This window comes from Terriglobus roseus, from assembly GCF_900105625.1.
GTDB lineage: Bacteria > Acidobacteriota > Terriglobia > Terriglobales > Acidobacteriaceae > Terriglobus > Terriglobus roseus_B.
Genome location: NZ_FNSD01000001.1, coordinates 1,032,178 through 1,047,490, shown reverse-complemented (window position 1 = coordinate 1,047,490; position 15,313 = coordinate 1,032,178). Strand labels below are relative to the sequence as shown.

Genomic DNA, 15,313 nt, shown 5'->3' with positions numbered 1-15,313 from the left:
GACGGAGCAGCATGACGGACGCGACAACGGTAAGCACTTCCTTCTGGAGAATGGCTCGTCATCCGGAGAGGCGCAACGCCCTGCTGGCTGCGGGCATCGGCTGGATGCTCGACAGCATGGATGTCATGTTGTATTCCATGGTGATCCCGGCCGCGCAGAAAGATCTGCATATGAGCTCCTCAACAGCGGGTCTCATCATGAGCTTCACGCTCATCGCTGCAGCGGCCGGTGGTATCGGGTTTGGTTTTGTTGCGGACCGTCTCGGCCGCACACGTGCCCTCTCGCTCAGCATCCTGATCTATACGGTGTGTACGGGCCTCTGCGCCTTCGTTCACACTGTGCCGCAATTAGCGGCCTGCCGCCTGCTGCTCGGGATCGGTATGGGCGGAGAGTGGGCTGCGGGGGCGGCACTGGTCGCGGAGACCTGGCCGGAGCAGCATCGCGCCAAGGCGCTTGCATTGGTGCAAAGCGCTTGGGCGATCGGCTACGCACTGGCTGCCGCCGTCGTGGCTGTCATCATGCCTCACTTCGGCTGGCGCGCAGTCTTCCTTGTAGGTTTGCTGCCGGCGCTCGTCACCGTCTGGATCCGCCGCAAGGTGAAGGAGCCTGAGCACTGGAAACCAGCCGTGGATGTGCCTGTGAGCGCCTTGTTTCGAGGCAAACTTGCGCTGCGTACCCTGGTGATCACCAGCATGAACGCAGCCAGTCTTTTTGCCTGGTGGGGTCTCTTCTCGTGGGCCCCGTCATTCCTCGCTGCGCCAGTCTCGAGAGGAGGACACGGCCTCGACGTTGTCCATACTTCCACGTGGACGATCGTGATGCAGGTCGGGACTTTTCTTGGCTACCTCAGCTTTGGTCCACTCGCAGACCGCTTCGGACGGAAGTGGGTTTACGTCACATTCCTGGTGGTTGCGGCGATGGTCGTGCCTCTGTATGCCGTTGCGAAGACCCCAACGATGTTGCTGTTTCTAGGGCCCTTGGTAGGCTTCTGGGGGTCCGGATATTTCAGTGGCTTCAGTGTCATTGCCAGTGAAGCCTTCCCAACGGCCCTGCGAGGGCGCGCGATGGGTTTTGCATACAACCTCGGTCGCGTCGTCAGCGCGGCGGCGCCCTATACTGTCGGTCGTTTAGCAGAGACGCATGGGCTTTCGTTTGGTCTGTTTATAACCACCGGCGGTTTCTTGGTTGCGGCACTCATCGCAACGGCAATTCGGCCGGAATGGACCTATCGCCCATCAAGAGCGCGTTCGTAACGCAGTGAGCAATCCCGTCTCGGGCGCGTCATTTCACGATTGAGCAGAAACAGCAGACGCGAAGTCACGCGGCGCCTCACCGGGGTCGCTAACCCTGCGGGGCAATGTCCATTTCGGACGCGACGTCTCCAGTGGTTCGGGGATGGACGAATGTTCTCGAGGTCATCCTGCAGAACACGGCGCATGCCGGCTAACAGGCAGCGCCGCGTTCCACAGGATGATCTCGAGTGATTGCTTAGAAGGTGATTCTGCCTACCAACTGCATCACCCGCATCGGCTGTGCGGAACTAATCGTGCCGAAGGTGGATGAGTTGAAAATAGGGGTCGTCCCGGATACCGTCGCGGTCAGCGAAGTATTCGGGAATTGCAGGTTGACGTGGTTCAGTACGTTGAAGGCGTCCAGGCGAATCTGGAACTTCGCTTCTTTGTAAATGGGCAGCGTTCGTGAGATGGACAAGTCCAGGTTGACTTCCCCCGGCCCTGTGATGCTGTTGCGGCCCAGTGTTCCCAGCGCTGCCGGGATAATTGCACGACGCGCCGTCCCTGTGCCGACGAAGAGCGGACCGCTCGGCGTCAGCGGGAAGTTGGCATCGGTGATCGGGCGGAAGTAACGGATGACACTGCCGTCGCGATATTTGTTGATCTTCAGATTTTGGCTGCTGCCATTCGGGCGCTGCGCCGTCACGTTTGGTATCAGGTTATTCTGCGTGATGTTGACTGGCGTGCCGGACCGCATGACGAAGATGGGAGCGATCTTAAAGTCACGTAGCCATACAGGTCCATGCGTCGTGAACTGCAGCGCAACGTTCAGCGTATTGCGTGTGTCGAAACTACTGAGTGCATAGTCTGCACGCCGCAACTTGTTATCGCCCGAGTATTGCGCGTGGGCCGAAGCATTGGTGGGCACGCCATTGCCAAAGATACTGCTGTCATCATCCTGGTTTTTGGACCACGTGTAATTTGCAATAAATGCAAGGCTGGTGCTGAACTGCCTTCGCAACGAAGCCTGCAGCGCGTTGTAACGAGCGTTGCCAACGTTGTAGACCGAAGTGAACGATCCAATGTTGTGGAAGGGCTTGGCGTTCTGCTGCGCCAGCGTGGAGTTTGCCAGCGCGACGGAGTCCCACTGCGAGATCGGCACCAGATTCTGAGGTACGTTCACCGGTAGATGCAGACCGTGATTGCCCACGTAGTTGATCTCCGCCAGCATGTTCCAGGGGAGCTTCTGCTGCACACCCAGGTTGTACTGCTGCACCATCGACATGGGAGAGAGGCCGCCGAACTGGACACCGCTAATCGTCAGCGGATTAGCAGCGCTAGTGCCGTTGAATACCGCACCTGGATTGTTCAGGTCGCGCACCCCATTCAGGGGCAGGCCCTGCGACAGCGTGAACGGCTGCGCCACCGCCGTGCCAAGGTTGTTGTAACTCGATGTCACGTCGTAACCGGGATAGGCAATCTGACCGCCGAGGTTGGACAGCACGAGGCCATAGAAGGTGCCAAAGCCCCCACGAATTACGGTCGAAGGATTCGCGCTGTAGGCGAAGCCCAGGCGCGGCGAAAAGTTTAGCTTTGGCGTATTGATGTTCAGCGAGGTCGATGCATTTTTGCCTGCGACCAGCAGCGTGCCCGTCGATTCTTGAATACGCGAGTAGATGTTGTTGCTGACGGTCTGTGGCGATTCATACTCGTAGCGAACGCCCAGGTTCAGAGTCAACTTGGAGTTCACTCGGAAGTCATCCTGTGCAAACAATCCAAGGTTGTGATTCCGCCGACCCGTGGCGGGCTGAGGAATCTCATAATTCCCGGTCTTGATTCGGCCCAGCAGGAAGTCGGCCAACGCATTCGCAGGGTTGCCCGTGGTGGCGTTGGGACTGGTGATCTCGCCGTTGAAGTTCAGGGATCCATTCACATACGACGCAGGGTTGAAGGAGTTGAACTGGTTCCAACGGTAGGCGAAACCGGCCTTGATCGTGTGTGGGCCCCAGGTCTTCGTGATAGATCCAAAAGGCGTGAAGGTATTGGTCACGTTGAACTGCGTCGTGTTCGTGTTCGCGCCGATGGCAGAGTTACCGCTGATATTCAGATACGGAAGTTGATCCATGGGCGTGCTGGGAATCTTGAAGGTGCTGGGGACATTGGCATTGTCTCCCGTGGGATTGCGGAACGATCCATAGCGGAAGAACCCGAAGTGCAATTCGCTCACAAGTGTCGGCGTGAAGACGTGTGTTTCGCCCAGCGATGCAGACCATCCCTCGGTGCAGGCGCAATCGTAAGTGGTGTTCAGCAGGGCATCGTTATAGTCGGCGACCTGTGGCGAGCTGCCCGTGAATCGATAGACCGACGCGAAGAGGCGATCCGATGTGTGGATCTGCTGATCGAGACGTCCGACCACACGCTGCGAGTTCAAGCGGCGCGTCGTGGAGTACACGTAATTACTCGTATAACGGTTGTTTACCGCATCGAAAGTGCCGGTAGTGTTCGGCAACGGCAGCCGCGCCATGATCGCCGCCGCAGCCGGGTCGATCGAGGACAGCCGGTTGCCCACGAAGGGTGTCCTCGTTACAGGATTCACGATGGTGGTGAGTGCCGAACTGAAATTACCGGCACGCCAATCGGCCGTCGGCACTGTCTGTGTCTGTGTGTCCGGCACCAACTGCAGCGTGCGATCGTAGTTCACGAAGAAGAACGTCTGGTGGTTGCGTCCGTACAGCCGCGGGACAAAAAGTGGTCCACCAATGCTGCCTCCAAACTGGAAATAGCGATCGCGCTGTTTCGCCACGACGGGACTCTTGAGTCCGTTGGCGTAGCTGTTGGCATTCAGGATCTCGTTGCGAGCCAGCGTGTACAGGTTGCCGTGGAAGGTGTCCGTGCCATATTTGGTGCTGACGGTGATCACACCGCCTGAGGTTCTGCCGAACTCCGCTGGAGCGTTCAGCGACAGGACGCGGAACTCGGTGATGCCATCGGGCGAGGGGAGGCCAGCGGTGAAGCCGGTGGAGGGGACCACCAGGGAGACACCGTCCAGCAGCAGTTCCGTATTGAGTGAGCGGCTGCCGTTGATGGAGATCTGCTGCTGATTGACGTTGGTCGCGGAGCCGCCGTGCGTGATGCCGGGCACTATGGCCAGCAGGTTGTAGGCGTCGCGGGACTGCAGCGGAAGGTTCTGCACCTCAGCCGGTGAGATCAGCGTGCTGATATTCGAGGTATCGCGGTCTAGGTCCTGCGTCACCGTGGCGGCCGTCACGGTCACCTGCTCGTTCGCCGAACCAACCTCAAGCTTCACCTCCAGCGAGGTGACCTGCGAGACGCTGGCGACGATGTCGTTCAGCGTGGACGTCTTCATGCCCGGGGCCTCGACGGTCAGCGAATAGTTGCCGGCCGGGACCTGCGGGACGACGAAGGTCCCGTTCTCCTGCGCCTTACCCTGGAATACCAGGACGCGGGTCTCCTGGTTGCGCAGCGCGACCGTGGCGTTTGGAACCAGCGATCCGCCAGCATCTGTAACCGATCCGCGAACGGTAGCGTTGGCACTCTGCGCGTACATCGCTCTTGGGAAGATGGTGGAGCCCATGAACCCCGCGCCAAGGGTCAACGACGCCGCCAACCAAACCGCTCGTGACCCCGGTCCACGTCGTCCATCACCGGAAATCTGTGCTGCGCTCTGCCACTTGCCTCGTAAGTTGTGTTTCATCTTCTGTAGCTTCTCCATGCTGGGCGTTCGTTCGCCGCCAGCTTCTTTCTGATCCAACAACGCGGGCAAATCTACGTAGACGGAATGACCGTTGGTTAGTGCCTTACGGTACAGACACGAAGCCGCATTAACCGCCCCACTTACGTCTCATCGAATCTGTACGTTAGGGGATTTTCTGGACGTCGGGAAAGGGACGTATGATACGTCCGCCCGCACCATCTGCAAGGGCCCTTCGCGCTGGTCCAGTCATCTTCCTAGTGCGCTTCCACCGGGAGAGAGTAGAGGGTTGAGCGGGCGCCTACATAGAGCGTTCCGTCGCCCCCGGCAGTGACTGCCGTTGGGCGTTCCGGGACTGCGACAGTGCCGACTTGCCGCCCCTCACGATCCAGGACCAGCAACTGCTCGCCAGCCAGGTAACTCTCGCCAAACGCCCCTGCCGCGAGCGATGTGCCGCCAATTTCGGCAAAGGGAACGTGTGCACCGTCTGCGGAGAGCCGGACGATGCGAGCGCCATCCTCCAGAGCCTGCAGCTGCGTCTGCCCCGGCAACAGCGTTGCAAACTGCGAGGCGTAGAGCAACGGTCGCATGTCCTTGGGCGATGGCAGCCAGCCAGCATCTCTTCCAAGGTTGAAGCCCCGCGAGGCGTTCTGTACGGTGACAACTGCTGCAAGATTGCTATGGCCACCGGCCGGCAGACGGAGGCGAGCATCGGAGGGGATCGCGGCAGTCGCAACGTCCCGCGCTGCGCCGTCCGGGGCGAGTTCCAGCAGTCGATTATCCGCTCCCAGGACGGTCACAAAGCCCCGCTCTGACGACACCGCAACTACAGGGCGGAAGCCTGCCGGAACATCCAGTTCCTTCACGAGACGAGTCGCGCGTTCCCAACGCAGCAACCGGTGAGCAACCGCGTCCGTGAAGAGAACGTTACCATCCGCTTCGGCAATCACTCCTGTAACGTCCTGAAAGCCCGAGGCCAGAACCTGCAGCTTGGCTCCACGCCACGCGCTGAATGCAACAGGTTTCACTAAGGGCGTGACCGTTCCCATGGAGGCGAAGTCCCGAACCCTTGTTCGAACACCTGTGCGTAGATCCAGCATGCTGTTGTCGAAGGCATAACGGCCACCCGCAAAGACGTGGACATTGGCGAATTCCAACGATGCGTTCTGGCCGATCTCCGTCGCGTGGTCCGCAGGTCCCACGCTTCGCGAAACGCGGTACTGAAACAGGTTGGCAAAGATCACATCCTTTGCGTCACGCGCCTCGAGCGAGATCGCGTCACGGCCCTGCTCCGTCTCTTCCTCGGTCTGCAGTGCCTCAATACGCCAGCCCGAAATGCTGTGCAATTGCACCTCGTTGCGCATGTGGTGTTCGCAGGAGAAGCCGTAGATCCGGCCTGGAACAGCCGTGTCCTCGATCGTAAGACCGGCCTTCGCGAAGCCGCTTGCGCTCCATATGCCACGGAAGACCCCGCCCCCACCGCGCACCAGCAGGCTTGGGAACTGCGTGCCCCAACCCTTGGATACATCGGAAGGATCGACTCCTGCGGTTGCCGGATACACCTGTAGCGGCTTGCCGTCAGCGGACAGAGTGCCCCGACCGCCGAAGAACTTGACATCCTCCAGCAGCGAACGCGGCCCGGCCTGCCACAGTACACCCGCCGCCCGTGGGTTGAATGCCCCCGCCGAGATGCCAATGCCGCTCAGGACGTTGCTGCCTCCACGGGGTGCTTCGACCATTGGGATCATGGAACCGGTTCCCGAAAAAGCCGGGGTGTTGTCCGCAAGAACAATTTGCGTGGTGAACGGCTGCGACCCCACCAGGACCGTGTCGGACCGCAGGTGCAAGGTGCCCGTCAGCCGATAGCGGCCTGCGGGGAAAAACAATACGCGATGCCCGTCAATGGCGGTCTGTAGCGCTTCGGTATCGTCATGCAGCCCATCACCGGATGCACCCAGCGCACGCACGCTTACCCAATCGTTTACGGCTGGCAATCCAACAACGTCTGTCACAAGCATCGCAAAGGTGCCGATGTGCGATGCGATTGCAAGATGCACGCCGGTGTTTCCTCCGTCCGCTCCGACTGCGACACCGAGACGCAGCCGGTCCACAACAAACGTTCCGGACTTCATCTCGCTGCGGCGATAGCCGGGGACGTCGCCCAGGTCAGGGAAGAGACGCTTGACGCCTACACAGCCAAGATTCTGGGCGGAGATTTGCGACCAGGCATTCTTCACATTGCCGGTCTGTATGCCGCTATCCGAGATGTTGCGAAAGAGGCTGTTGGAGAGGAAGAGTTGATCGACCTGCCCCTCAGGGATGGCAATGGCGACGGGTGTCTGCGCGATCGTCACTCGCTCCAGGGTCATACCGGCCTCGCGCGTACGGATGCCGGCAACATGCTGGCCGTCAATCTCGGAGTCCATCAGCATGAAAGGCCAGCCTGGCGCTGTCTTGCCGGTATCGATGCCGAAATCGCCACCCTTCAGGTGTACGTCAAAGGCAACATTACCCACGTCCTGCAGCGCCGAATGACCGGACTTCAAGGTGATGCTCAGATGTGCCAGAATGCCGTGCTGTGCCACGTGGAAGCGGATTCCCGATGCCGCCGGGTTGCCGCTACCGACCGTGATGTCGAGATTCTCAAAGGCGCTGTAGAAGGTGTCGGAGGTACCGTCCTGCACGGGCAGACCTGGCTTGGGCCGTTCGTGCGCAAAGTGAAAGAGCGGATGAGGCTTATCTCCAGTAAAGCCTGATGTATTGTCGGCGAGTTCGAAGACGGGTCTATGTTGTCCAAAGCCCATGAGCCGGATGCCGGTCCACACCGTGACGGTCCCGCTCAGACGGTAGCTGCCCTCGGGAATCCACAGAACCCCCTGATGCCGTGCGCTCTGCAGATCGTCAATCGCCCGCTGAAGAACTGCGGTGCAGTCCGCATGATTCGCGCACTGCACCGCGTTGAAGGTCGGGGCGTTGTCGTCGGTGGGCCGCGTAAGAAAAGCCGAGGCGCCTCGTTGCTGTGCGGCAGCCGCACCGACTGACAAAGCCAGGCAGACGCTGACGGCCATGAGAAGACCGGACTTCATATGTCTCCTATCTCACCATGCTTCGGCCAATCGAGTCCCGTTGTCTCAAATGCTGAAGCGAACCAGCGCAGCACTGTAGGCCGGAAGCGCCAGGGATCCCTTGCCCGCGGAGATGCGGAGCGTCTCGATCTTCGCCGGAGACCATTTACCATCGGCATCGACAGATGCCCCCGCGAGCGTGACACCGCTGGTGCTGTCGACGGCCGGAGCCTCGAGTCTCCATACCGAAGCTTTCCCAGCTCCCACGGGCGGTGTGATCTCAACCGTGGAAGCGATGCTGCCGCGGTTGATGACGGCCACCAGCACTTCCTTTGACTTGCGCGCTGCGTAACCCACCACGTTTTTGCCACCGCTCTCCGACGTGCATGGAAGCAGTTGCGCGCCGGCGAACTGTCCGGCCAGCATCATGCCGTAGAAGATGGGCCGGGCGACGAAGCCCGCCTGAGGCGATCCGGCAATGGGCGTGTAGTACCCATTGCCGCCGCCATGAAGGTTGACACCCACCGATCCCTGCTGCGCCAATGCCAGCCAGAAATCGAGTACCCAGAGCGCAGACGCGAAGGTATCGCTGACGCCCTTTTTGCCCGCGCCGTAGCAGGTATTGCCTTCGGACATGCGGTAGGGAACATCGTTAGCTTTCGCAATCTCAATCGCACGCAGAACATGATCCACCAGGCGTGTATTCGGCTCCAGAAGGAACTCTGTCGTCATCTTCGGATCGGTCGGCGGTCCACCGGCGTAGTAGTGCCCGGTCAGCAGTTGGAATTTACCCTTCTCTTCCTCCGCAAATCGCTTCATCCAGACCGGTTGGAAGGATGTATCCGGGCCTGCGATGGGCACATGCGGCACGCGTGAATGCACGGTGTCGTAGAACGTCTGCCACTTCGCGATGAACTCGTTATAGGTCCAGTGCTTCGACGCGTCGCTGGCTTCCTTGAAAAGGTCCGGCTCGTTCCCGAACTGCAGCGCGATCAGTTTGCTGCCAACCTTCCTGGAGACATACTCCGCCTCGTCCGCCGCGATCTCTGCAGATCCCGCGCGGAGGTTCAGGCCGTAGATCAGCTTCCAGCCGGTCCGTTCCAGGAAAGCAGCCAGGTGGTCGATCGCCACGGGCGGAATCTGGAAGGTGCGGTCCGAGCCCTTTCCGGGATCGGGTCCCTCCACATCCGTGGGCGATCCCTCGCCGGTCGACTTCGTGTTCCAGAACGTGAACTCGCTCATGTTGCCGCCGATGCGAAGGACGCCATCCTTGCCCAACAAACGGAAGTAGCGCTCCAACACCAACGCCTCTTTCGCAAAGAACGCGGGATGAGTTAACTGAGACGTCTCATAACTCAGGCCGGTGTAGTCGCTGGGGATCGTTGCGCCAGCTGCGGAGCCAACCGTGACTGTCACCGTAGCGGCTTCAAGAGACATCGCGCGCATCATCGGCGCATCGAGAAGTGTCGTGCCGCTAAGCGCTGCCATGCCAAGCAGGACGTCTCGACGGCTCACGATGGTGGTATTTCTGGATTCATTGTCCTGTGGCTGGGAATGTTCGGCCGGCGCTGTCTTCGTGTTCACGTGCTCTCCTGCACCTGCTTCAGGCGCGAACCCACTCTATCCGTGAAAACCAGTCCGAGCCCTGATCTAACGGCAACATGCGATACAAGTCTTTCATTATCATTTACTTGTGCGGACGTATCATACGGCGCTCCATCGAAGAATTCCGCCCGGAATGCAGGCGGGAAACGCGCGATACTAATACCTGATGGTTCAGAAGCAGCCAATTCCAGCAGCGCAGATCAGTGAAGAAGATCGCCGCACGATTGATAGAGAGTTAGAGAGGCTCCTTGCGCATCCGCTCTTCCGGATGAGCAAACGCCTCCCGGCATTCCTGAACTACGTCGTCCATGAATCGCTGACACACTCCGAGTTACAGCCGCCTAAGGAGCGAACGCTCGGCGTGGAAGTCTTCGGCCGAAAGCCTGACTACGATACAAACGCAGACCCGATCGTGCGTGTGACGGCGACGGAACTCCGCAAGAAACTGGCGCAGTATTACTATGCGGACGGTCACGACGATGCCATTCGTATCGAGCTGCCTCCCGGAAGCTATCTGCCGAAGTTCCACCGCTCCACCGATTTACCCGCCGTAGCAGAGCCGTCCGCCGCTGTCCCGTTGGCCTCTTCGCCGGAAGTTCAGGAAAAGCCTCCGGCGGCGGTATCGGTAGGAGCGGACCCGCTTCAAGCGGCCACTTTGCACCGGACACCGCCCGCTGCGCCGTGGAGACAGGCCGCAGGCGTCTTGGCAGGTCTGCTGATTGGTGCTTTGCTCGGTTATCTACCGCTCTTCGCCAAGCTCCGCCCCACACCGATTGCTCGCTTCTGGACATCCTTCGCCGGTTCTAATTTGCAGGTACGCATCGTGATGCCGGTCATCGGCACGGACTGGGCGTCTAGCGCGAAGCGCCCCAGTGATGTCTCGGTTTCACCGAATCTCTCCCTGGAAGACACGAACATTGCAGCGCGCGTTGCGGGCCAGCTTGAGAAGAGCGGACAGCGATACTTGATATCGCCCGCTCCCGAAGTCAATTTTGCCGATCTTCGAACCGGTCCGGCCGTACTGATCGGTGCGCTCGACAATGTCTGGACGCTGCAGCTGAGCAAGGACCTGCCTTTTGTCTTTCAGGAGAGCGCCGACGGCCGGACTGGAAGCATCGTCGAGAGCAAGCCCGACGCCCAGGTGAAGCCACGCATTTGGTCGGTCGACATTACAACTCCCCATCAAAGAATTGGGCAGGATTACGGTATCGTAGCTCGCTACAAGAGTCCGCTGACAGGACAGCCCGCGATGGTCATCGCCGGTATCTCGTCACAGGGGACGCAGGCCGCAGGCGAAGTGGTCACCATCCCTTCGTCCTTGGAGTCTGCTCTGCGCACGGTCACGAACAGCGAGAACTTCGAGGTCGTGATTCAAACCACGGCTGTAGGAGGACGAGCGGGCCCGCCTACCGTCATCGCAAGCAAAACGTGGTGATCAGGCCATTCATCGCATCGCTTCGGTAAGTGTGGTGCGCGACCTTTGCCTTTCAGCCCTCGCGCAGCGCTGTAGAGTTACCGCTATCAAGTCCGCTTCACCTATAGGCAGTTATTGCTCTCCATCGCAGGCGCCCCATCCCGAGTTAACTTGGTCTGCTCGCTTGCCGCGTATTACGGCGCACTGCAAAGAGAACAAGCCCTAGCGCCGTCCACGCGCAGCCCGCGGCCTTGGCTTTCGGCGACAGATTCCACCACAGGAAGCAGCAGGAGAGGAAGCCTGCAGTGGAGGAAACGAGCGGAAGAAGGCGGCTGAGTCTGCTGCCAGAGGTCTGCCTCCAGGCGCGCACCGCAGAAGACAGGTTGACTCCAATGAAGGCGAGCAACGCGCCAAAGTTGAGAAGGTCGGCTCCCAGGGAGAAGCTGAAGAGGAGTGCTCCGACCAGGCAGACCAGGCCAATCAGGATGACGTTGTTGCGCGGAATGTGGTGTCGTGTGTCGACTTCGCCGAAGAAGCGGCTCGGTAGAGCGCCATCGCGGCCCATCGCGTAGAGCAGGCGCGCAGCCCCGAGTTGCGATGCCATGCCGGAGCCGACCGTGGCGATCAAGAGAGCAAAATTTGCGACGGCGAAGAGGGTGGGACCGCCCACACGTCCTGCAACAAAGATGTAGGCGGTGTTGATCTCAGGGAACGGCGTGGAGCGCGGCCACGCTACCTCTGCGAAGTAGACCTCGATGGCGCCGAGAATGCCGGTGGCAAAGCACGTCATCACGATCGCACGCGAGATATCCCGGTGTGGATTGTGCGCCTCGTCGGCCAGTGTGGAAATGCCGTCGAAGCCGATGTAGGCGAGAACGGCCGCTGCAGTGCCGCGCATGATGGCCGCATGGTCGCCAGGGCTGTTTGCCTGAAAGGGGGCAAGGAAGCCGGCGGCTCCGGGATGCAACACGGTCACGATGTAGTGGATGGCTGCTGCCAGAATCCAGACAATGATGAGCCCAAGGGATGCGGCGACAAGGGCGTTGATGCGCGCTGAGGTTTCAATCCCGTTGCAGTTCAGCATGGTGAAGAGGACGACGAATCCCACAACCCACGCGACGTACGGAATGTGCGGCAGAAAATTCATGGCCGCAGTGCTGCACCAGATGGTGCAGATGAGCGGGTTGATGACGTAGTCCAGGATCAGACCCCAACCGGTGACGTAGCCGAGGCCGGGATGAAGTTCTTTCCCGACATAAAGAAAGGCAGAGCCGCCCTTTGGATAAGCGCGGGCCATGCGGCCGTAACTGATGGCAGTGAACAGCATGGCGAAGAGCGCCAGCAGGATCGTCAGGGTGACGTGCCCGTGCGACTTCTCGTAGATCACACCAAAGACGGGCATGGGAGCCGTCGGTTGTACGAGGACGATACCGTAGAGGATGAGGTCGCGCAGACGTAGGCTGCGGCGCAGATCGTATGGACGTTCCATGTGCAGAAACCTTGAGCCGACTTAGCGGAGCTCCCAACGTAGTGGGTGTCCGGGCCGGCTATCTCCGGCAAAGGTGATGAGGCTGCGGTCGGCGGCCAAGGGCACGGCGGCACCGTTCACAAGGAGACTGCGACTACGAGTGTGCTCGGCATCGGGAAGCTCCACAGTGATCGTCCAGCGGCCGGGTTGGCTGGGTTCATACCAGCCGGAGTAGCGGCCCGGCGCAACTTTGCGAAGGCCGAAGAGCGGTGTCGCGAATTCGTAGGAAGCCTCCGGCAGCACCGGACGCAGGTGGACGCCCTGCTGATGGAAGTCCACCCCCAGAAGCTTCGTGGCGGTATAGAGCGGCCAGGCGTGGGAGTGCATGTTGAGCACTGGGAAGTCGGGGCCGGTCGCTCCAGGCCGCTTGGCGAAGATGGAGTCGTAGGCGTCGGGTCCGCTCCAGATGCCGAACCACATCTCGGGGTAGCGCTCTGCGTGGACAGCGAAGGTGTTCTTCTTCCACTCGTCCCATGCCATTGCGCCGTCGTGCTGCGCCAGCGCCCAGATGAGCGTTGCATTGATGGCAGCGAAGATGCCGCCGTTTGTGCCGGAGCCAGCGGCATCTTTCATGGTGGGGTCGACTGGACTTTGCAGAAGCGCTCCGATGGGCGAGGGCTTGCGCGACATTTCGTCGATGGCGTGGATCAGCTCGACGCTCTGTTCCGGCGTGGCGCAACCGCCGAGCAATGCCCAGGGTTGCGGTTCGAGCCAGAGCTGCTTTTCTCCATTCCAGCCAGAGTCTTTGCCGAGCCACGCGCGGCGGAACCAGCGGCCTGTCCACTGGCGACGGACTGCCTGACGCTGCGCCTCAGCCTTGGCGTGTGCGGCGTTGGCTGCCTGAGGCTGATGGGTGTACTCCAGAAGCCGCGCGTACTGATCGAAGACCCACGAAGCCATCGCAGCATTCAAGACGCTTTCGCCGTGTGCTGTGATCTCCGCGACCTGTTCGGGCGTCAGTCGATTCACAACGATGCTGTCATTCCAGTCGCCATTCAGAATGCGCTGCAAGCCATGCTCGCCCGTCCCAATGCGCTCGGTGATGTGCTGAAAGCAATGGGCCAGTAGCTCACGGATTGTTCTTGCTGGTTGCGGTGCGCTACCGGACGGATAGGTGGAGACTTTCTCGTCGAGGAACGCAACATCGCGGGTTGCGAGCACATACTCCGACGCGAGCCAGAGAACCCACAATTCAGAGTCGCTGGGAAGGTAACGGCAGGGCATCGGCACGGACGAGCCCACGATCCCGTAAGGAAGCGAACCTTCTGGCTGGATCTCTTTCAAGGTGTATCGAAGGATGCCGCGGACGATGTCGGGCTCGGTGAAGACGAGCGGGAGCGCGTGTTGCAGAGGATCCCGCGCGGCACCCTGCAAGCCCGCGAGGTATTGATAGCCCGCACCCTGCGAGAGGATGTGCTCGCGGAAGAAGCTGTCATAGGTGAGCGCGCTGCGAAGATAGCCGGCGTTCCATGCGATCTCGCGCTCGATCCACGGATAACCCTCCACGCGGAAGACTGGCGTGTTGGCCTTCCACTTCTCACTTGATGCGGCGAGGTGCGATGCAGGCTGAGCACTGTATTTGGTGATAAGCGAGTCGAGCGTGAAGCCCTCGGGTAGGTAACCGTAGAGGAAAGTGAGCGTCTGGCTCTCATGCGGTGCGAGGTCTAGTGCGCGCTCAAGGAGAAAGGCTGGTTCGCCTGTGCTGTCGATCGTGCTGGAGAGCGGGGAATGCGCGCCAACCGGGTCTTCCGGTCCATTGCGGAAGAAAGCGTTGGCGTCGGTGCTGAAGCCGGATGCCACGCCGTCGAGCGATAAAAGGAAGGTGGCGGGCGGCGCCAGATCGTCCATGCTGGCACCGGCTGCGAGCGGAGCGACAGGACCGCCAAAATAGCCGTGAGGATTCTTGCGTAAGGATTCCTGGAGCTTCAGCCAAAGATCTTCTTCCTCTCTCGAGCGCCCAAGGAAGTGATGTTCGACGAGAAGGCCGGTCGTGTTGGGTAGTTGCTCGAAGCGGGGTTCGAAGCGCTGACTCAGATCGCGTCGCAGTTGCGGGACTGCGTCGGCGTTAGTCATGACGGAGCCTTCCATTAGGGAGCGGTAGGAGAACTGATAGGGACGGCAGCCCCAGTACTCAATCCAGCGTGGGCGGAGACGCTGTGCTGTGCGATTGGTGATGGTGACCTGCGAGATCAATACGGGGTCGTCGCCAAACGGCGCGAAGATGTGCTGGTCGATGGCAAAGCCGCCTGCTTGAAGCTGCTTGCGAAGATAGCCAGTGCCGAAGGTGCGTTGGAAGGATGCGGCTTTGGGAGATGGATAGTGCGTTCCTGCACAGAGCTCTCCGTCAACGAGGTAGCCAATGCCCCCACCGAAGCGCTGCTTCGCTGGGAAGTAGTCATTTAGGAACTTCGGGCTACCTTCGTCCTGGCGTAGTTGAACGTAGCCATAGTTGGAGGCGACGGCGACGACGCGGTCATTGCCGAACTGGTGGATATGGTCCGTCCTCGAGCGCCACGCTTCGTTCACTGCTTCCACAGCCTTCGGATCGCGCGTCTGGTCGCAGGTATAGCGATAGGCAGGCAGGCCGAAGCGATCGGTCTCCCACTGGCCGAAATGCCCGGATCCGTAGGAAGGAGCCGCGGTGCGGGAGACCGCGGCAGCGCGTGCGGAGGGTGCGGCCTGATGCAGTGCGCTGAGAGCAGCGAGTTCCAGGAAGGTGCGGCGTCGCACGTTGAACCTTTCTCCCGAGCGCAAGGC

General features: G+C 60.4%; 7 protein-coding genes. 2 read left to right on the top strand and 5 right to left on the bottom strand.

The annotated features are described in order from the left end of the window. Positions 1–11 precede the first annotated feature (11 nt). Positions 12–1,253 carry an MFS transporter gene (locus tag BLW03_RS04190; protein WP_083350310.1) on the top strand — a complete coding sequence of 414 codons (1,242 nt, stop codon included), beginning with the start codon at positions 12–14 and terminating at the stop codon, positions 1,251–1,253. A gap of 235 nt (positions 1,254–1,488) precedes the next feature. Here the strand turns inward: BLW03_RS04190 and BLW03_RS04185 are convergent, their stop codons facing one another. The 3 genes from BLW03_RS04185 to BLW03_RS04175 all read right to left on the bottom strand — a co-directional run bounded on the left by BLW03_RS04185 (position 1,489) and on the right by BLW03_RS04175 (position 9,593). Continuing rightward, on the bottom strand, positions 1,489–4,947 hold the full coding sequence (locus BLW03_RS04185) for a TonB-dependent receptor (protein WP_083350689.1): 3,459 nt from the start codon (positions 4,945–4,947) through the stop codon (positions 1,489–1,491). Between the two features lie 254 nt (positions 4,948–5,201). Beyond that, positions 5,202–8,030 (bottom strand): glycosyl hydrolase family 28-related protein, encoded by a 2,829-nt coding sequence (locus tag BLW03_RS04180; protein ID WP_074652484.1) that lies wholly within the window; start codon positions 8,028–8,030, stop codon positions 5,202–5,204. A gap of 45 nt (positions 8,031–8,075) precedes the next feature. Continuing rightward, complete coding sequence (locus tag BLW03_RS04175; protein ID WP_083350309.1) at positions 8,076–9,593, bottom strand: glycosyl hydrolase family 79 C-terminal domain-containing protein; 1,518 nt, start codon at positions 9,591–9,593, stop codon at positions 8,076–8,078. A 289-nt stretch (positions 9,594–9,882) separates the two neighbouring features. On the opposite strand from BLW03_RS04175, the gene BLW03_RS04170 reads away from it, so the two are divergent. Then, positions 9,883–11,049 (top strand): hypothetical protein, encoded by a 1,167-nt coding sequence (locus tag BLW03_RS04170; RefSeq protein ID WP_244501954.1) that lies wholly within the window; start codon positions 9,883–9,885, stop codon positions 11,047–11,049. A gap of 145 nt (positions 11,050–11,194) precedes the next feature. Here the strand turns inward: BLW03_RS04170 and BLW03_RS04165 are convergent, their stop codons facing one another. After that, complete coding sequence (locus BLW03_RS04165) at positions 11,195–12,517, bottom strand: APC family permease (protein WP_074652482.1); 1,323 nt, start codon at positions 12,515–12,517, stop codon at positions 11,195–11,197. A gap of 21 nt (positions 12,518–12,538) precedes the next feature. Continuing rightward, positions 12,539–15,286, bottom strand: a complete 2,748-nt coding sequence (locus BLW03_RS04160; RefSeq protein ID WP_074652481.1) for a GH36-type glycosyl hydrolase domain-containing protein — start codon at positions 15,284–15,286, stop codon at positions 12,539–12,541. Between the last annotated feature and the right edge of the window lie 27 nt (positions 15,287–15,313).

Excerpts from the sequence above, each read along its gene's own strand:
- BLW03_RS04190 (WP_083350310.1), top strand. The coding sequence starts at position 12 with ATGACGGACGCGACAACGGTAAGCACTTCCTTCTGGAGAATGGCTCGT.
- BLW03_RS04180 (WP_074652484.1), bottom strand. The coding sequence starts at position 8,030 with ATGAAGTCCGGTCTTCTCATGGCCGTCAGCGTCTGCCTGGCTTTGTCA.
- BLW03_RS04170 (WP_244501954.1), top strand. The coding sequence starts at position 9,883 with ATGAGCAAACGCCTCCCGGCATTCCTGAACTACGTCGTCCATGAATCG.
- BLW03_RS04185 (WP_083350689.1), bottom strand. The coding sequence starts at position 4,947 with ATGAAACACAACTTACGAGGCAAGTGGCAGAGCGCAGCACAGATTTCC.
- BLW03_RS04165 (WP_074652482.1), bottom strand. The coding sequence starts at position 12,517 with ATGGAACGTCCATACGATCTGCGCCGCAGCCTACGTCTGCGCGACCTC.